The organism is Kitasatospora sp. NPDC002543 (assembly GCF_053594915.1).
The window spans coordinates 25,859-42,940 of the sequence record NZ_JBSFWR010000076.1 but is presented as its reverse complement, the minus strand read 5'-3'; the positions used below and the strand labels follow the sequence as shown (position 1 = coordinate 42,940).

Genomic DNA, 17,082 nt, shown 5'->3' with positions numbered 1-17,082 from the left:
GTGGACGACGTTGACCCGGATGCCCTTCGGCGCGAGCTGCGGCGCCAGCCAGTTGGCGTACATCGCGAGCCGCGCACCACGCGCGGGGCGGGCCGCGGCCGTCCACAGATCCTAGGACGCGTCCGCCTCGGAGAAGAGGAAGATCCCGGCCAGCACCAGCGCGGCCCCGCCGTACTGCCAGGCGTCGATGCGCTCGCCCAGCAGCCCCACCGCGAAGGCGAGCCCGAACACCGGGACGACGTTCAGCAGCACGCCCGCGGTGGTCACCGGGGTGCGGGTCACTGCGCGGTTGTACATCAGGAACGCGAGGGCCAGCCCGCCGCCGCAGACCCCGGCCGCGACCAGCCAGTGCAGCGGCCGGGCCCCGCCGGTGGTCAGCCCGCCGCCCAGCAGCCACTGACCGGCGATCAGCGGCAGGGTGAACAGCAGCCCGAAGCCGAACTGGTAGGCCGTGGCGACCAGCGGATCGGTGTCCCGGACGATCCGCCCGGTGAGGATGGTCGCGGCCGCGGCGGCCACCGTGCCGAGCAGCACCAGGAGGTCTCCCGTGCCGAGCCCGAACACGGCATGGCTGCCGCCCAGCGCGGCGACGCCCACCGCGCCCAGCAGCACGCCGCCGACGGCGCGCGGCGTGGGCGCCCGGCGGTGGACCAGCGCGGCCAGCGCCACCACGAAGCAGGCCTCGGAGCCGCGCAGGATCGAGGCCTGGGTCGCGTCGATGTGCGCCATCCCCAGCCCGATCGCCCCGTACCCCACCATCGGCTCGAACAGCCCGAGCAGGGCGAGCCGGCCCAACTGGGCGCGCGGCGGGCGCCGGTGGCCCCGGAACAGCAGGACGGCCCAGGGCAGGGCGGCGGCGGTGGACAGGGAGACGGCGAGCACCGTCAGGACGGGCAGCCCCCGGAGCGCGTACTTCTCCGCGGTGGTCCACAGGCCCCAGATCGCCGAGGCACCGAGCAGGGTCAGCGTCCCGCCGGGGTGGCGGACGGCGTTGCCGACCACCCCGGTGGCGGAGCCCCGGGGCCGGGTCGGGCGGGCGGAGTCCGGCGGGCGCGGGGAGGGCTCGGTGGCCATGGGCCGGCGGTTCCCTTCGGCGTCGGGCGGTGCGGTGGGGTGCGGTGCGGTACGCGTCGGGCCGGGCGCCGGTGGACGGTCAGTCCGTGCTGCTCCGGGGCGGGTAGGTGTGGGTGACGCCCCACGGGTCGGTCACGGTCCCGTCGCCGTTCAGGTAGGACGGCCCGATCGGCACCTTGCCGTGGCCGCCGGGGATGTCCAGCACGTAGGTGGGCTGGCACATGCCCGAGACCCGGCCGCGCAGCTGCCGGACGAGCGCCTGGCCCTCTTCGATGGTGGTGCGGAAGTGGCTGGTGCCGACCGCGAGGTCGCCGTGGTGGAGGTAGTAGGGCTTGACCCGGTTCACGATCAGGGTGCGGAACAGGTCCTCCAGCGCCTCGGGGGTGTCGTTGACGCCCTTGAGCAGCACCGTCTGGCTGACCAGCGGGACGCCGGAGCGGGCCAGCAGGCCGAGCGCCCGCCGGGCACCGGGGCCGATCTCCTGGCTGTGGTTGGTGTGCACGACGACCCACACCGGGGTGTCCAGGGTGAGCGCCGCGACCAGGTCCTCGGTCACCCGGTCCGGGTCCACCACCGGCACCCGGGTGTGGAAGCGGATCACCTTGACGTGCTCGATCGCGTCGAGCGCCGCCAGGATCGGCCGCAGCCGGTTCGGGGACATGATCAGCGGGTCGCCCCCGGTGAAGATCACCTCCCAGATCCGCGGGTGGTCGCGGATGTAGTCCAGCGCGGCCGCGAGCTGGTCCTCCTTCAGCATCGCGTCGCCGGGGCCGACCACCTCCCGGCGGAAGCAGAACCGGCAGTACACCGGGCACACCAGCACCGGCTTGAGGAGCACCCGGTCCGGGTAGCGGTGGGTGACGCCCTTGACGGGGGTGAACGGATCGTCGCCGATCGGGTCCAGCCGCTCCTCCGGGTAGGAGGTCAGTTCGGCTCCGGTGGGCACGAACTGACGGGCCACCGGATCGTCCACGTCGACGATCCGTCCGTGCATGGCGGGGGTGATGCTGAGGGCGTACCGCTTGGCGACGTCGGTGATCGTCGCGAATTCGTCCTCCGGGATCAGTTGCTGGGCGAGCAGTTCCTTGGGCGTGCGAATCGGGCGCGAGGCGACCATGTCTTCAGCTCCTGGGGAAACCGATGAGGATCGTTCGGCGGGCGGCGTCCTGCCGCGTTTCGACGGACGGCGAAATTCCCGCGAGCGACATCATCACGGGATTTGAGGAGGGCTTCGGAAAGCGATTCGGCGGTGACGCGAGAAGGCCGACGAATGACGACGCTAGTCCGGTGGCATAAACGCGTCAAGTTTGGATTGTGACAATATCCGGGAGGTCGCGTCACCGGTTGTTAACGATCCCGGTACGACGCGCTCCGGGCGTCCGCCGTTCAGGCGGAGAGCGCCTCGTCGTCCTCCGCGGGGGCGCACGCGGCCGCCAGCTCGTCCAGTGAGAGGTCGAGCGCGAAGGCCAGTGCGGCGATGGTGAAGAAGGACGGCGTCGGGGCCCGGCCCGTCTCGATCTTGCGCAGCGTCTCGGCCGAGACGCCGGCCACCGCCGCCACCTCGACCATGCTGCGCCCGCCGCGCGCCTCGCGCAGCAGCACCCCGAAGCGCTCGCCGCGCTCGCGCTCCCACGGGGTCAGCGGAGTCCTCACCATGCCCCCGAGTCTAGGGCCTCCCCCTGCCGGGCGGTCCACACCCCTCGACCGTGATACAAATACCGGTATAAGAATTGGTTCAGGGGAGAGATGTGCCATGGTCGAACTCAAGTCGGACACCGGGCTGGCCGCGATGCGCGAGGCCGGGCGGGTGGTGGCCCGAGCGCTGGCGGCCGTCCGCGAGCAGGCCGCCGTGGGCGTGAGCCTGCTGGAACTGGACGAGGTGGCGCGCGGTGTGCTCAAGGCCGCCGGGGCCACCTCGCCGTTCCTCGGCTACCGCCCCGCCTTCGCGCCCGTCCCGTTCCCCGCCGTCATCTGCGCCTCGGTGAACGACGCGGTGGTGCACGGCATCCCGACCGGCTACCGGCTGCGCGACGGCGACCTGGTCAGCATCGACTGCGGCGCCGTCCTGGACGGCTGGGCCGGGGACTCGGCGGTCAGCTTCACCGTCGGCACCGCCCGCCCCGAGGACACCGCCCTGATCGAGACCACCCGGCGCGCCCTGGAGGCGGGCATCGCCGCCGCCGTGGCCGGCAACCGGACCGGGGACATCTCCCACGCCATCGGCACCGTCGCCCGCGCGGGCCGGTACGGCCTGCTGGACGGCTACGGCGGCCACGGCATCGGCCGCCGGATGCACGAGGACCCGCACGTGGCCAACGAGGGCCGCCCGGGCCGGGGCTACCCGCTGCGCCCCGGCCTGGTGCTGGCGATCGAGCCGATGCTGCTGGCCGGCGGCCGGGACGACCACCGCACCGACCCCGACGGCTGGACCCTGCGCACCGTCGACGGCCGCCGGGCCGCCCACATCGAGCACACCGTCGCCGTCACCGAGGACGGCCCGCGCATCCTCACCCTGCTCTGATCCGGCGGGCGGCGGGCGGCGGGCGGCGGGCTGTCGGCGGCCGGGCGGCCGGGCGGCCGGACCCGGAGAGCGGTGCGGCCGGGGTGACGGAGGACACGCGGTGGGGCCACCGGGGCCGGGAGTACCGTGCGGGGCATGAGTGATCAGGACTTCACCACGCACATCACCGTCCGCGGGTACGAGACCGACTCCCAGGGGCACCTGAACCAGGCGGTCTACCTCCAGTACGCCGAGCACGCCCGCTGGGAGTACCTCCGGGCGGCCGGGATCCGCCAGGCGGACCTGGTCGCCGCGGGGATCGGCCCGGTGGTGCTGGAGACCACGGTCAAGTACCTGCGGGAGCTGCGCGCGGGCGACGCGGTGGCGGTCAGCTGCTCGTTCACCTGGCGGGACGGCAAGACCTTCCAGGTGGTGCAGCGGCTGGTCCGCGAGGACGGCGTGCTGGCCGCGGAGATCACCGGGGTCGGCGGCATCCTCGACCTGACGGAGCGCAGGCTGGTCGCGGACCCGCGCGAGCCGCTGCGCGCCCTGGCCGCTGACCCGGGCCTGCTCGGCCTCTGAGCCGGCGTCCGGTCCCTTCCCCCACCACACCCTCCCCGACCGGAGACCGCGGCCACCCGGAAGCGGTCTCCACCCCCTCGCCGGGGGGATATCCCCACCCCGGACCGGCCCGCTGCCCGCATGGGCCCAAGTGCCCTGCCCCAGCAGACTCTTGGGCATGTCGAAACCCACCAGCGCACCCACCGGCAGGACCGCCCGCACACCCACCCGCACGATCACCGCCGCGTTCACCGCGGCCGCCGCGCTCGCCGTCACCGCGCTGAGCGCCGTGCCCGCCGACGCGGCCGACTCCCAGCGGCCCGGACGGGACCGCCTCGCCTGGACCGACTGCGCGGGCGAGGCGAAACGGGGCCAGAAGTGCGCCGACCTCACCGTCCCGCTGGACTACCGTGATCCGCACGGCCCGCGGATCACGCTCGCCGTCTCCCGGATCGCCACCGCCAAGCCCGCCCTGCGCCGGGGCGTCCTGCTGATCATCCCGGGCGGCCCCGGCGACACCGGCGTGGACCGCCCGTCCACCCAGTTCGACCAGATCCCGGAGCCGGTCCGGGACCGCTACGACCTGGTCGGCTTCGACCCGCGCGGGGTCGGCCGCTCCACCCCGGTCAGCTGCGGCGTGGACCACGCGGACCTGGCCTGGGTCAAACTCCGGCCCTGGCCCGCCGCCGACGGCTCGATCGACGAGAGCGTCTCCACCGGACGCCGGTTCGCCGAGACCTGCGCCCGCAACGGCGGCCCGGTGATGCGCAGCATCTCCACCGCGAACGAGGCCCGTGACATCGACAGCATCCGGCGCGCGCTCGGCGAACCCCGCCTCTCCGCCTGGGGCACCTCGTACGGCACGTACGCGGGCGCGGTCTACGCCAGCCTGTTCCCCGAGCGGACCGACCGGATCGTGCTGGACAGCAACGACGACCCGGACCCGACCCGGGTCGGGCGCGGCTGGCTGGCCGCCTTCGGCCAGGGTGTCGAGGACCGCTTCCCCGACTTCGCCACGTGGGCCGCCGCACCGGGCAATCCGGACCGGGTCGCGGACACTCCCGAGGAGGTCCGCTCGGTCTTCCTCGACCTCGCCGCCCGCCTGGACCGCGCGCCGATCCCCTGGCAGGGGGCCAATCCGGCAGAGCTGAACGGCAACGTCCTGCGCGAGACCATGGTGCAGTCCATGATCGCGGACAAGCGGTTCCCCGGCCTCGCCCGGCTGATGCTGGCCGGGCTGGGCCGCCGTCCGCTGCCCGCGGCGCCGGCCCAGCTGCCCGACGAGGTGATGCAGAACCACATCGCGGCCTCGGCCGCCACCCTCTGCAACGACGTGAGCTGGCCCGCCGACCCGGCCGGCTACGCCCGGGCCGTCGCCGCCGACCGCGCCGCCCGTCCGCTCACCGCGGGCATGCCGGTGAACGTGATGGCCTGCGCGTTCTGGCCGTTCGCGCCCGCCGAGCCGCCGGTGCGGGTCACCGACCGGGGCCCGGCGAACGTCCTGCTGGCGCAGAACCTTCGTGACCCCGCCAGCCCGTACTCCGGCGCGCTCAAGCTGCGTGCGGCGTTCGGGGACCGGGCCCGGATGGTGACGGTGGATTCGGGCGGCCACGACGTGTACCGGGCCAACGGGAACGCCTGCGGCGACCGGGTGGTGACGGACTACCTGGTGACCGGCGAGCGCCCGGCCCGGGACGTCTTCTGCCCGGCCGGCTAGGGAGGGGGCACCGGGGCAAGGGTCGTGAGCGAACGGCCCGTGTCCCGGTGCGCCGGCCCCGGGGACCCTCGGGAATGAGGCGAATCCGTCGCGATTTTGTGACAATCCTTCGCCAACACCCGCTCCCCAGGGCCTGTTCACGGCCGTAATGTTCGATCTATGTCACCGAAGAGCCGCAAAGCCGCCTCGGACCCGGGCGACACCTGGGTGCCGCGACCGAGGCGCCGCGAGACCCCGTTCGGCATGCTGCGCCACGCGGCCACCTTCCTCGGCGCCAGCGTGCTGGGCGGCGTCCTGCTGGCGGGCGTGATCCTCCCGGCGGCGGGCGCGGTCGGACTCGGCGCGAAGAACGGCGCCGAGGGTTTCCAGAACATCCCCGACGACTTCAGGACCCCGCCGCTGAGCCAGGCGACGCAGATCTTCGACGCCAACGGCGGCCTGATAGCCAAGGTGTACGAGCGCGACCGCACCGTCATACCCGCCGACCAGATGTCCCCGCTGATCCGCACGGCGCAGGTGGACATCGAGGACGCCCGCTTCTACGAGCACGGCGCCGTCGACCTCAAGGGCGTCCTGCGCGCGATCACCAAGAACGCGGAGAGCGGGGCGGCCGTCCAGGGCGCCTCGACGCTGACCCAGCAGTACGTGAAGAACGTCAACGTGGAGAAGGCCGGCGACGACCAGGCGGCCGTCCTGGAGGCCCAGCGCAAGACCCTGGGCCGCAAGATCCAGGAACTCCGGTACGCCATCAAGCTGGAGGAGGACCTGACCAAGGACCAGATCCTCACCAACTACCTCAACATCACCTTCTACGGCCACCAGGCGTACGGCATCCAGGCCGCCTCCCGGCGCTACTTCGGCAAGGACGCCAAGGACCTCAGCCTGCCCGAGGCGGCGATGCTCGCGGGGCTGGTGCAGAACCCGTCCCAGTACGATCCGAAGCTGCACCCGGTGGCCGCCCAGAAGCGCCGCGACACCGTCATCGACAAGATGGTGGAGAACAAGCACATCACCGCGGACCAGGCCAAGGAGGCCAAGGCCGCCCCGCTCGGCCTCAACTACCAGGACCCGCGCAACGGTTGCATCACCGCGCAGGCCGGCATGGGCTTCTTCTGCGACTACGTGCGCCACGTCGTCAAGCAGGACCCGGCCTTCGGCAAGAGCGCGGCCGAGCGCAAGAAGCTGTGGGACACCGGCGGTCTGAACATCTACACCACGCTGGACCCGGACAAGCAGGCCGCCGCCCAGAACGCCGTCTCCACCAAGGTGTACGTCACCGACCCGGTCTCGGCGGCGATGACGATGGTCGAGCCCGGCAGCGGCAAGATCCTGGCGATGGCGCAGACCCGGCCGTACGGCCTGGCCAAGGACAAGAACGAGACCGTCGTCAACTACAACGTGGACGCGGCGATGGGCGGCGGCATGGGCTTCCAGCCCGGCTCCAACTTCAAGCCGATCGTGGCCGCGGCCGCCCTGGAGGCCGGTCTGTCGTCCACCCAGCGGTACGACTCGCCCAACCGGATGGACTGGCCGACGATGAAGACCTGCGACGGCACCTGGAAGAACCTCAGCAAGGGCAAGAAGGAGGGCACCATCCCCAACGAGAGCGCCTCCGAGACGGGCCCGTACGAGCTCAAGCAGGCCATGGCGCTCTCGGTGAACACCTACTTCGTGCAGATGGAGCAGGAGATCGGCCTCTGCGCGGTCAAGCAGATGGCCAACAAGCTGGGCATGCCGGGCAAGGCGGACGGCTCACCGCTCCAGGAGGTGCCCGCGCTCGGCCTCGGCACCCAGGAGGTCAGCCCGCTGACCATGGCCAACGTGTACGCGACCTTCGCCGCGCGGGGCACCTACTGCGCGCCGATGGCGATCAACCGGATCACCACGGTGGACGGCGCCGACGTCCCGGTGCCCCCGGCCCGGTGCGGCGAGGCGATGTCCGAGGACACCGCCGACGTGATCAACAGCGTGCTGCTCGGGGTGACGGAGAAGGGCGGTACCGCGCGCGACCTCGGCCTGGACGACCGCCGCCAGATCGCCGGCAAGACCGGGACGACGGACGAGAAGAAGTCGGCCTGGTTCACCGGCTACACGGGCAACCTGGCCGGCTCGGTCTGGCTGGGCAGCCCGGGCACCAAGGTGCCGATGCGCAACATCCGGATCGGCGGCGCCTACCAGGCCGAGGTCTACGGCGCCACCGGCCCCGGACCGATCTGGCAGAAGGCGATGAGCGACGCGGTGCGGACGATGCCGGAGAAGGACTTCACCACCGTCCACATCCCGGACCCGGTGCGCCGCGACCCCGCCTGCGCCACCCCCACGGCCTCGCCGGGCTCGGCGAGCTGCACCGGCGCCCCCGCCACCGGCGGCCCGGGGAACGGCGTCCGGCCGCGCGGCGTCAACCCGGCGCCCAGCCGCGGCGGTCCGTCCGTCCCGCCCGGCGCCACCGACCCCGAGGACCAGTGAACCGTCCGCCCCCGGCGCCGCCCGGCGCGCACCACCGGTGAGACGCCCGGCCCCGCATGAGTACCCGTACTCATGCGGGGCCGCGTCCGTTCGCGGACGATGGCCGCATGCCGCACAGCATCCTCGGCGTGCCCGCCGTCCTCTGCCCCTCGATCGGCTACCTGGCCGGCTACCTGGTGATCGGCCTCGCCGCCGCCCACGAGCTGCGCGCCGAGCCGCGCACGGGGGCGGGTGCGACAACGGGTGCGACAGCGGGTGTGACAGCGGGTGCGGCGACGGGCGCCGGGCCGGGCGCCGTGCGGCGGTGGGTCGCGGTCGTGTGGACGATGCCGGGGTTCCTGCACGCGAACACCCTCAGCCCGCTCCCGGACGGCACACCGGCCCGCTTCCTGTCCGCCACCGCCGCGGGGGCGGCCGGCAACGCGGTCCTGCTGGTGCTCGGCGCCCACGCCCTGGGGCTGGGCTGAGCGGCCGCCGGGGCCGGTCCGCCGCGGTCTACCGCGCCTCGACCGGTTCCCCGCTGTCCTGGTCGAGGTTGAACACCCGCCGGTAGGAGTCGGTCACCACGGTGATCTGCGAGCGCCCGGTCCAACTCGCCGTCACCAGCCGGGCGTCGCCCCGGCTCCCGCCGATGTCCGCCAGCGACCAGCGCCGGGCCGACCAGCCCTCGCCGCTCTCCAGCAGCACCTGCCAGCGCTCGTCCGTCCCCGGCCCGGTGGCGTACGAGCGGTGCACCACCACCAGGGCGCACTCGGCCCCGGCCGGGGCGTCCTCCCGGCTGCGCGTCTCGGCCGCCGACACCTTGTGCGCGGCCAGCACGCCGAGCAGGAACACCACCCCGGCGGTCACCGTGACGGTGCGGGTGGCCGTCCGTACGGCGGCGCGCAGATCGCCCAGCCAGGCGGCCGCGATCAGCGCCGCCAGCGCCCCGCCGAGCAGCAGCTCCGGCCGGTTGAGCAGGTCGGCGACCAGCATCCGCCCGCCCGAGCGGCTCTCCCACTGCCCCTCGGTGTAGAGCAGGACGGCGGCCAGCCCGCCGAGCGCCAGCAGCCGGACCAGGACGCGCCTGCGCCGGGAGGTCCGCCGGCCCGGCGCCCCCCGGTCGGTCCTTCCCCGGTTCATCGTCCCCCCGTCCCCCCGTTCCCCCGTGGTCGCGGTCACAGTTCGGCGAGCAGTTCGCGGCCCTCCGGCCAGTCGCCCAGTCCGGAGTCGGAGTTGAGGTGCCCGTACGCGCCCGGCTCGACGTACCGGGCGCCCCAGGCGGCGGCGAACGCGCGGGCCCGCTCGGCGGAGACCCACGGGTCGTCGGTCGAGGAGACCACGACGGTCGGGAACGGGAAGCGCTCCAGGGCCACCGGGCGGAAGCCCGTCAGCTCCGGCACCTCGGCGGTGTCGACGTCCGCCGGGGCGACCAGCAGCGCGCCCCGGACGGCGGCGGTGCGCTCGGCGGAGGCGGTGGCCACCCAGTGGGCCGCCGTGACGCAGCCCAGGCTGTGGGCGACCAGCACCACCGGGCCCGCGGCGGCGGCCGCGGCCACCGCCGCGTCCACCCGGGCCACCCAGTCCGTCCGGTCCGGGCGGTCCCAGTCCGCCTGCTCGACCCGGCGGAAGGACTCGGGCTCGGCCGCCTCCCAGCGGGACTGCCAGTGCCCCGGGCCGGAATTCTGGTAGCCGGGGAGGACGAGGTGGGTGGTGCGGTCGGGCATGGGCTCCTCCGGGAGCGGTCGGGCCGGGCAGCAGGAGTCTAGGCCGCGGGCCGGCGGCACCCGCAGCCGGGCGGGCCGCCGGGCGCGCACTCCCCGCAACCGGCGCGCGAACGTCCGGATGCGCCGTCGTGCGCCCGGTGCGCCCCGTTGCCAACGGTGTCCGCGGTACGGGAGGTTGGACCGGGCCCGGGCCGGCCCGCCGCCGCCCCGCGCCGCCACCGGACCTGAGTCTCGACCACGTGGAGGGATGTCGGCGATGACATCGAAGATCCTGCTCGTCACCGGGGACGCCGCCGAGTCACTGGAGGTGTTCTACCCCTACCAGCGACTGCGCGAGGAGGGCTACCTGGTCGACATCGCGGCCCCGACGAAGAAGCTCCTCCAGTTCGTGGTGCACGACTTCGTCGAGGGCTTCGACACCTACACCGAGAAGCCCGGCTACACCTGGCCCGCGGACCTGGCCCTCGCCGACGTCGACCCGGCCCACTACGCGGCCCTGGTCATCCCCGGCGGCCGCGCCCCCGAGTACCTGCGCAACGACCCCGACGTCCAACGGATCGCCCGGCACTTCTTCGCCGAGGACAAGCCCGTCGCCCAGATCTGCCACGGCCCGCTGATCAGCGCCGCGGCCGGCGTGCTGGACGGCCGCCGCACCTCCGCCTACCCGGCGCTGGCCCCGGACATCACGGCGGCGGGCGCCGAGTTCGTGGACGGCGAGGCGGTGGTGGACGGCACGGTCGTCTCGGCCCGGGCCTGGCCCGACCACCCGGCGTGGCTGCGGGCCTTCATCGAGGTCCTGCGCACCAAGGCGCCGCTCTCCTGAGGCCCGCCGCCGGAGCCGGACCCCGACACGTCCCCGGGGTCCGGCTCCGGGATCCCTCGGGGTCGGGACCCCCTCCCCAGGGGGACGACCCGGCGTGGCCGATCCGGCAGGGTGCCAAGTGAGCACCATCCAGCAGGAGTCGACCACACCGCAGACCCCGGAACAGGGAGGACGGCATGACCGCCGACCCGACCGCCCCCGCCCGCCGCCGGCCCCTGCTGCGCGCGGCCCTCGCCGCCGCCGTGGGCGCGGGACTGCTCACCGCCCTCTCCCCGGCCGCCTTCGCCGGACCGGGCGACCGGTCGTCGGCGGCGGGTTGCCGCGGCGCCGTACACCTCGCGGTGACCCGCGCGGACGGCACCGCCGCCGACGGGCCGACCGCCGACGGGCCGACCACTGACAGGACGGCCGCCGAGGGCACCACCGATCCGACGGCCGCCGAGGGCGCCGCCGCCGAACGCCGGACCGGCGACTGGACGGCCGCCGACGCCGCCCTCGCCGGGATGACCGACCCCGGCTACTCCGTCTCCGCCCTCGGCGCCGTCCGCGAGAACGGCCGGCTGGGCTGGCGCCACGCCACCGGCGTCGCCGAACTCGGCACCGACGAGCCCGCCGACCCCCGGGGCTCCTTCCGGATCGGCAGCGCCACCAAGACCTTCGTCGCCACCACGCTGCTCCAGCTCGTCGGCGAGCACCGGCTGGACCTCGACGACCGCCTGGAGTGCCTGCTGCCCGGCGTCGTCCCGAACAGCGCCGCGATCACCGTCCGGCAACTCCTCGACCACACCAGCGGCGTCGCCGAGTACGCCCAGGACCAGGCCTTCGACTTCCAGCGGCCGCAATGGCTCGACGGCGGCCGCTTCAGGCACTACGGCCTCCAGGACCTGGTGGACATCGCCAACCGCTACCCGCCCGACTTCCCGCCCGGCCAGGACTGGCGGTACTCCAACACCAACTACGTCCTGATCGGGATGGTCGTCGAGAAGCTCACCGGCCGCAGCTGGAACGAGGAGGTGACCCGCAGAATCATCCGCCCGCTCGGCCTCTCCGGCACCCGGATGCCCGGCGACTCGCCCGTCCTCCCCGGCCCGCACGCCCACGGCTACCTCAAGACCGCCACCGGCCCGGTCGACGTCACCCTGCTCAACCCCTCGATGGCCGGCCCGGCCGGCGCCGGCGTCTCCACCACGGCGGACCTGACCGCCTTCCTCGACGCCCTGCTCGGCGGCCGCCTGCTGCGCCCGGCCGAACTCGCCGCGATGAAACGGACCACCGCCCACGGCGAGGGCCGGACGTACGGCCTCGGCCTGCAGCGCCTCGACACCCCCTGCGGCTCCTTCTGGGGCCACGCGGGCGGCGTCCCCGGCTACAGCACGATGATGCTCGGCGCCCCGGACGGCGGGCGGGCGTTCGCCGGGAGCACCACCGTCCACGACGCCCCGGAGGCGCCCGCCAACGCCGCCTGGAACACGGTGATCGTGACGGCGCTCTGCGGCGCCCGGCCCGCGGCCCCCGCGACCGCCCCCGGCGCGGCCGGACCCGACCTCGCCCGCACGGCACCCTGACCGACCCCCTACGCTGACCGGCGACCCAACGGCCCACCGTCACCAGGAGGACGAGCCATGGCAGAGCCGCTGATCGCCGCAGTCGGGGGCAGGGAGCCCGCCGTCGACCCGGGAGCCTTCGTGGCGCCCAACGCCGTCGTGGTCGGGGACGTGACCGTCGCCGCCGGTGCCGGCGTCTGGTACGGCGCGGTGCTGCGCGGCGACGCCGAGTCGATCAGCGTCGGCGCGGGCAGCAACATCCAGGACAACTGCACCCTGCACGCCGACCCCGGCTTCCCGCTGGTGGTCGGCGAACGGGTATCGGTCGGCCACAACGCCGTGCTGCACGGCTGCACGGTCGAGGACGACGTCCTGGTGGGCATGAACGCCACCGTGCTCAACGGCGCCCGGATCGGCACCGGCTCGCTGGTCGCGGCCGGCGCGGTGGTGCCCCAGGGCATGGCCGTCCCGCCCGGCTCGCTGGTCGCCGGCGTCCCGGCCAGGGTCCGGCGCGAGCTGACCGAGGACGAGAGGGCGGGCATCAAGGCCAACGGCGCCGGCTACCAGCTGCTCGCCGAGGCCCACCGGGAGATCTAGACCGCCGTCACCTTCCCGTCGACGGCCACCGCGGTCACCCCGGCCGCCGCCGGTTCCGTCGCCACGGGGGCGGGCCGGCGCCGGTCGGCCGCCCAGGCGAGCACCGCGATCAGCGTTCCCGCGGCGGCCAGGCCCGCGCCGACCAGCGTCGGCGCGGTCCAGCCGAACCCGGCGGCCAGCGCCAGCCCGCCGAAGTACGCGCCCTGGGCGTTGGCCAGGTTGAAGGCGCCCTGCACCGTCGCCGAGGCCAGGGTCGGGGCGCTGCGCGCCTTCTGGAGCACCAGGGTCTGCACGGCCGGCACGATCGCGAAGCCGAACAGCCCGATCAGCACCACGGTGACGGCCGCCGACCAGCGGGCGTGAGCCGTCACCGCGAACAGCGCCAGGGTGGCGGAGAGCAGCACGAAGGCCGCGCAGACGGTCGGCCGCAGCGCCCGGTCGGCGGCGAACCCGCCCAGGACGTTGCCGATCGTCATGCCGACCCCGAACAGCGCCAGCACCAGCGTCACCGAGCCGGTGGCGTACCCGGAGACCTCGGTGAGCAGCGGCGCGATGTAGCTGTAGCAGGCGAAGAAGCCGCCGCAGCCGAACACCACGGTGGCCAGCGCCAGCCAGAGCTGCCCGCTGCGGAAGGCCCGCAGCTCGTGTCGGAGCCCGGACTGGCCGGGGGAGGGGAGCGCGGGCACCAGCCGGGCGATGGCGGCCGTCCCGGCGGCCGCGATCAGCACGACCACCAGCATGGTCGCCCGCCAGCCCAGGTGCTGGCCGAGCAGGGTCGCGGCCGGGACGCCGACGATGTTGGCGACGGTCAGTCCGGAGAACATCACGGCCACCGCCCGGGCCCGCCGGTGCGGCGCGACCAGCTCGGCCGCCGCCACCGCGCCGGCCCCGAAGAAGGCCCCGTGCGGCAGCCCGGTGACCAGCCGGGCGGCGGCCAGGGTCCAGAAGTCGGGGGCCAGTGCGCACAGCAGGTTGCCGGTCGCGAACAGGCCGGCCAGCGCCACCAGGACGGCCTTGCGCGGCCGTCCGGAGGCCAGCGCGGTCAGCAGCGGCGCACCGACCACCACCCCCAGCGCGTACGCCGAGATCAGCCAGCCCGCCTGCGGGATGGAGACGTGGAGGCTGTCGGCGACCTGGGGGAGCAGGCCCATGGCGGCGAATTCGGTGGTTCCGATGGCGAACGCGGTGACGGCCAGCGCGAGCAGCGCGAGAGGCAAGGGGGGACTCCGGAGTGATGCCGACGGACCGGGGAAGCGCGCGGCGGGGCGAAGGGCGGGGCGGGGCGAAGGGCGGGGACGACGGGTGGAACGGGCGGCCGGACGAAGCGGGACGAATTCGTTCGTCCGGCATCCTAATCCGGCCGGGTGACGGCGTCGTGAGGTGCGTGTGACGAACGGGGGTCGCCGACCCGGCCGAGGCGCGCGAGACTGGGAGCATGTGCCGCAACATCAAGACCCTGCGACCTCCCGTCACGCCCGACGCCGACGAGGAGGACTTCCACGCCGCGGCCCTCCAGTACGTCCGCAAGGTGTCCGGGTTCCGGGCCCCCGCGGCGCACAACCGGGAGGCCTTCGACCGGGCCGTCGAGGCGGTCGCGGAGGCCACCGGGCGGCTGCTCGCCGAGCTGGAGGTCCGCGGCCCGCACGCCCGGGCCGCCGTGCCGGCCGAGGCCGCCGGGTAGGCGGGAGCCGGTGTGATGAACCGTGCCGAGCGCTACGCCCTGACCTTCCCCGGTACCCCCGGCACCCAGGCCCCGCAGGACGTCGTGGTGGTGACCCGCACCGACGCGACCGGCCCGGGCGGCCACCCCGTGTACGAGGACGAGACCGGCATCGTCCGGGCCGAGATCAGCGCCGCCGGCGAGGTCCGGATGCTGGCCAGCGGCGGCCACCAGGAGCCGAACGGGCCGGTGCACGCCCACCCGCTGTCCTGACCGGAAGCAGCGGCGCGGAACACCTCCGTCAGGCACAATCGCGTTATGACCACAGCGAGTTGGCAGGGCGTCGTCATCGCCGAGAGCGACGACACCGTCGTCGTCGAGGGCAACCACTACTTCCCGGCCGAGGCGGTGCGCACCGAGTACCTGCGCCCCTCGGAGACCACCACGGTGTGCGGCTGGAAGGGCACCGCCGGCTACTGGACGGTGGAGGTCGAGGGGCGGACCAACCCGGACGCCGCCTGGTTCTACGCCGACCCGATGCCCGGAGCCGAGCACGTGCGCGACCGGGTGGCCTTCTGGCGTGGGGTGGAGATCGTCGAGTAGGCGGCCCCGGCCCCCGGGCCGTGCCGCCGCCCAGCGAAAGGGGCACCGGATTCCCATGGCAGTCTTCCGCAGGCCCGGCCGCTCCCGGCCGGCCGTCGAACCGGATCCCGCCGGCTCCGGCCCGACCGAGCCCGACCGGGCCGGAGCCGAGCTGACCGAGCGGCTCGCCGAACTGGTCGAGGAGTCCGAGCGGCCCGTCGGCGAGGGCCCGGTCGCCGCGTACACGGCACGGCGGCGCGGCCGCGGCCGCGCCCTGGTGCTGCACACCGCCCGACTGCTGGGCCAGGGCGGCCGGGCCGCCGCCAGGGGAGCGGCCAAGGGCGCCGCGTACGGCGGGAAGGCGCTGACCGAGCAGCTGGTGCGGACCGCGCCGCGGATCCCGGTGCGCGACCTCGCCACCCTGCGGGCGCAGCACCCGGACGCCGCCTTCCCCGAGCAGCTGGCCGATCTGCTGGTGGCCGGCGCCGTCCGGGCCTCCGGCGCGCTCGGCGCGGGCGTCGGCGCGGCGGCGATGCTGCCGGTGCCGCCCGCGATGCCGGCGGAGATCGCGGCCGAGACGCTCGCGGTGGCGGCCGTGGAGGTCAAGCTGATCGCCGAGCTGCACGAGGTGTACGGCACCCCGGCCGTGGGCACCGCCACCCAGCGGGCCGGCGCCTACCTCGGGGCCTGGGCCGACCGCCGGGGGATCGACGCGAGCCTGCTGGTGCGGCCCGCCGGCTTCGCCGCGCTGGCGATCGGCTCGGAGGTGCGCCGGAAGCTCGGCCGCCGGCTGACCCGCAGCTCGCTGCGCCACCTGCCGGCGGTGACGCCGCTGCTGGTCGGCGCGGGAATCGGCGCCACCATGAACCGCCGCGACACCCGCCGGCTGGCCGACGAGGTGCGGGAGGACCTGCGCGGGCGGCGGCCGGTGGACGGCGACTACTGGGCCGCGACCGCCCCGGCGCCGGTGGGCGGGACGGCCCAGCCGGGGGAGCGGGGGAAGGCCCGGTAGCCGCGGGGGAGCAGCAGGACGGCGCGCCCGGGACCGGTCACCGGCCCCGGGCGTGCCGTCGTCGCGCGGGCTTCCTAATGCCTCGGCGGCGCCGGGGCGCCCGCGCCCCGGCCCTCCTTGACGCCGTTCACCATCGCCTGGTGGATGGCCCGCGCGGTGGTCTCGTCGTGCGCCGGCACCGGGCTGCCGGCGACCGTGTACCAGTCCAGCGCGCCGGTGTACTGGACGGTCAGCCTGGCCTCACCGTCCACCCAGGTGGTGTGCACGGTGAGGTCGCCGGAGATCGGACCGACCTCGGCGGTGGTCACTCCTCCGGGGCCGCTGATGATCGATTGAGTGGTCCAGGTCGCCCACGACGTGCGCGGGTCCGCGGGCGGCCGGGCCTGGCGGTTGCCTTGGTCGTGTTCGGTCATGCGCCTATCCTCCCCCGCGGGTGGCTCGCCGCCGGAGCAGCGACACCCGCGGTCGCGGCGACCGCCCGGTTCCACCGGGCGGTCGAGTCGGTACGGCGGACGGTCAGCCGGGCTGGCCGGGCTCGTCCAGCATGGGGGCGCCCTCCGCCCGGGAGGTGTCCTGCGCGTGCAGGTTCTGCATCGAGGGGATGCCCTCCTCGGGGTCCGCGGCGCGGATGTCCTCGTCCTCCTCGGTGCTCGGCTTGGACCGGTCGCTCATGTCGGTCATCGCGGGCTCCGTCTCCTCGGCCGGTCCTGGCGCGCCGAGTCGCGGGGCGCCAGGACCGGTGGTGTCTCTTCGCCCCTCCAGCCTGCCTCCGCCCCGGGGTTGCGGCCAGCCGAGTGACCGGGGAGGAGCCCGCGGACCGCACCAGGACCCCGTACCGGC

General features: G+C 74.7%; 20 protein-coding genes. 12 read left to right on the top strand and 8 right to left on the bottom strand.

Annotation, left to right across the window (positions count from 1 at the left end):
* Positions 1–111: 111 nt before the first annotated feature.
* From ACWD4P_RS27200 to ACWD4P_RS27190, 3 genes are all read right to left on the bottom strand, one after another.
* The gene (locus ACWD4P_RS27200) at positions 112–1,074 is read right to left on the bottom strand and encodes a DMT family transporter (RefSeq protein ID WP_449781398.1); all 963 of its coding nucleotides are present in this window, start codon (positions 1,072–1,074) and stop codon (positions 112–114) included.
* Positions 1,075–1,153: 79 nt separating this feature from the next.
* Positions 1,154–2,191, bottom strand: a complete 1,038-nt coding sequence (locus ACWD4P_RS27195) for a lysine-2,3-aminomutase-like protein (RefSeq protein ID WP_449781397.1) — start codon at positions 2,189–2,191, stop codon at positions 1,154–1,156.
* 269 nt (positions 2,192–2,460) lie between these two features.
* The gene (locus ACWD4P_RS27190) at positions 2,461–2,730 is read right to left on the bottom strand and encodes a helix-turn-helix domain-containing protein (protein WP_359829826.1); all 270 of its coding nucleotides are present in this window, start codon (positions 2,728–2,730) and stop codon (positions 2,461–2,463) included.
* 97 nt (positions 2,731–2,827) lie between these two features.
* Here ACWD4P_RS27190 and map point away from each other — a divergent pair, with 97 nt between their 5' ends.
* From map to ACWD4P_RS27165, 5 genes are all read left to right on the top strand, one after another.
* Positions 2,828–3,595 carry a type I methionyl aminopeptidase gene (gene map / locus ACWD4P_RS27185; RefSeq protein WP_359829825.1) on the top strand — a complete coding sequence of 256 codons (768 nt, stop codon included), beginning with the start codon at positions 2,828–2,830 and terminating at the stop codon, positions 3,593–3,595.
* Between the two features lie 135 nt (positions 3,596–3,730).
* On the top strand, positions 3,731–4,156 hold the full coding sequence (locus ACWD4P_RS27180) for an acyl-CoA thioesterase (RefSeq protein WP_449781396.1): 426 nt from the start codon (positions 3,731–3,733) through the stop codon (positions 4,154–4,156).
* Between the two features lie 157 nt (positions 4,157–4,313).
* On the top strand, positions 4,314–5,852 hold the full coding sequence (locus ACWD4P_RS27175; RefSeq protein WP_449781395.1) for an alpha/beta hydrolase: 1,539 nt from the start codon (positions 4,314–4,316) through the stop codon (positions 5,850–5,852).
* 159 nt (positions 5,853–6,011) lie between these two features.
* A complete protein-coding gene (locus ACWD4P_RS27170) occupies positions 6,012–8,318 on the top strand; it encodes a transglycosylase domain-containing protein (protein WP_449781394.1) in 2,307 nt (768 codons plus the stop codon).
* A gap of 107 nt (positions 8,319–8,425) precedes the next feature.
* Complete coding sequence (locus ACWD4P_RS27165; RefSeq protein WP_449781393.1) at positions 8,426–8,785, top strand: hypothetical protein; 360 nt, start codon at positions 8,426–8,428, stop codon at positions 8,783–8,785.
* Positions 8,786–8,813: 28 nt separating this feature from the next.
* Here the strand turns inward: ACWD4P_RS27165 and ACWD4P_RS27160 are convergent, their stop codons facing one another.
* Together ACWD4P_RS27160 and ACWD4P_RS27155 are read right to left on the bottom strand one after the other, a co-directional pair.
* A complete protein-coding gene (locus tag ACWD4P_RS27160) occupies positions 8,814–9,440 on the bottom strand; it encodes a hypothetical protein (protein ID WP_449781392.1) in 627 nt (208 codons plus the stop codon).
* Positions 9,441–9,475: 35 nt separating this feature from the next.
* The gene (locus ACWD4P_RS27155) at positions 9,476–10,024 is read right to left on the bottom strand and encodes an RBBP9/YdeN family alpha/beta hydrolase (RefSeq protein WP_359831662.1); all 549 of its coding nucleotides are present in this window, start codon (positions 10,022–10,024) and stop codon (positions 9,476–9,478) included.
* Positions 10,025–10,280: 256 nt separating this feature from the next.
* Here ACWD4P_RS27155 and ACWD4P_RS27150 point away from each other — a divergent pair, with 256 nt between their 5' ends.
* The 3 genes from ACWD4P_RS27150 to ACWD4P_RS27140 all read left to right on the top strand — a co-directional run bounded on the left by ACWD4P_RS27150 (position 10,281) and on the right by ACWD4P_RS27140 (position 12,988).
* The gene (locus tag ACWD4P_RS27150; protein ID WP_359831664.1) at positions 10,281–10,847 is read left to right on the top strand and encodes a DJ-1/PfpI family protein; all 567 of its coding nucleotides are present in this window, start codon (positions 10,281–10,283) and stop codon (positions 10,845–10,847) included.
* A gap of 176 nt (positions 10,848–11,023) precedes the next feature.
* Complete coding sequence (locus ACWD4P_RS27145; protein ID WP_449781391.1) at positions 11,024–12,412, top strand: serine hydrolase domain-containing protein; 1,389 nt, start codon at positions 11,024–11,026, stop codon at positions 12,410–12,412.
* Between the two features lie 57 nt (positions 12,413–12,469).
* Positions 12,470–12,988 carry a gamma carbonic anhydrase family protein gene (locus tag ACWD4P_RS27140; RefSeq protein ID WP_359831010.1) on the top strand — a complete coding sequence of 173 codons (519 nt, stop codon included), beginning with the start codon at positions 12,470–12,472 and terminating at the stop codon, positions 12,986–12,988.
* On the opposite strand, the gene ACWD4P_RS27135 is transcribed toward ACWD4P_RS27140, so the two are convergent.
* Positions 12,985–14,205 carry an MFS transporter gene (locus tag ACWD4P_RS27135; protein WP_359831008.1) on the bottom strand — a complete coding sequence of 407 codons (1,221 nt, stop codon included), beginning with the start codon at positions 14,203–14,205 and terminating at the stop codon, positions 12,985–12,987. The genes ACWD4P_RS27140 and ACWD4P_RS27135 overlap by 4 nt on opposite strands.
* A 218-nt stretch (positions 14,206–14,423) precedes the next feature.
* Here ACWD4P_RS27135 and ACWD4P_RS27130 point away from each other — a divergent pair, with 218 nt between their 5' ends.
* The 4 genes from ACWD4P_RS27130 to ACWD4P_RS27115 are packed head-to-tail and all read left to right on the top strand — an operon-like array spanning position 14,424 to position 16,242.
* Positions 14,424–14,669 (top strand): DUF2277 domain-containing protein, encoded by a 246-nt coding sequence (locus ACWD4P_RS27130; protein ID WP_359831007.1) that lies wholly within the window; start codon positions 14,424–14,426, stop codon positions 14,667–14,669.
* A 15-nt stretch (positions 14,670–14,684) separates the two neighbouring features.
* Positions 14,685–14,921, top strand: a complete 237-nt coding sequence (locus tag ACWD4P_RS27125; protein ID WP_449781390.1) for a DUF6296 family protein — start codon at positions 14,685–14,687, stop codon at positions 14,919–14,921.
* A gap of 45 nt (positions 14,922–14,966) precedes the next feature.
* Positions 14,967–15,251 (top strand): DUF427 domain-containing protein, encoded by a 285-nt coding sequence (locus ACWD4P_RS27120; protein WP_359831004.1) that lies wholly within the window; start codon positions 14,967–14,969, stop codon positions 15,249–15,251.
* Between the two features lie 55 nt (positions 15,252–15,306).
* Positions 15,307–16,242: a hypothetical protein gene (locus ACWD4P_RS27115; RefSeq protein WP_449781389.1), complete on the top strand. Its 936-nt coding sequence runs from the start codon at positions 15,307–15,309 to the stop codon at positions 16,240–16,242.
* A 74-nt stretch (positions 16,243–16,316) separates the two neighbouring features.
* Here ACWD4P_RS27115 and ACWD4P_RS27110 read toward each other — a convergent pair whose 3' ends face one another.
* Together ACWD4P_RS27110 and ACWD4P_RS27105 are read right to left on the bottom strand one after the other, a co-directional pair.
* Positions 16,317–16,655: a hypothetical protein gene (locus tag ACWD4P_RS27110; protein ID WP_359831422.1), complete on the bottom strand. Its 339-nt coding sequence runs from the start codon at positions 16,653–16,655 to the stop codon at positions 16,317–16,319.
* A gap of 103 nt (positions 16,656–16,758) precedes the next feature.
* The gene (locus tag ACWD4P_RS27105; protein WP_449781388.1) at positions 16,759–16,923 is read right to left on the bottom strand and encodes a hypothetical protein; all 165 of its coding nucleotides are present in this window, start codon (positions 16,921–16,923) and stop codon (positions 16,759–16,761) included.
* Positions 16,924–17,082: the final 159 nt, after the last annotated feature.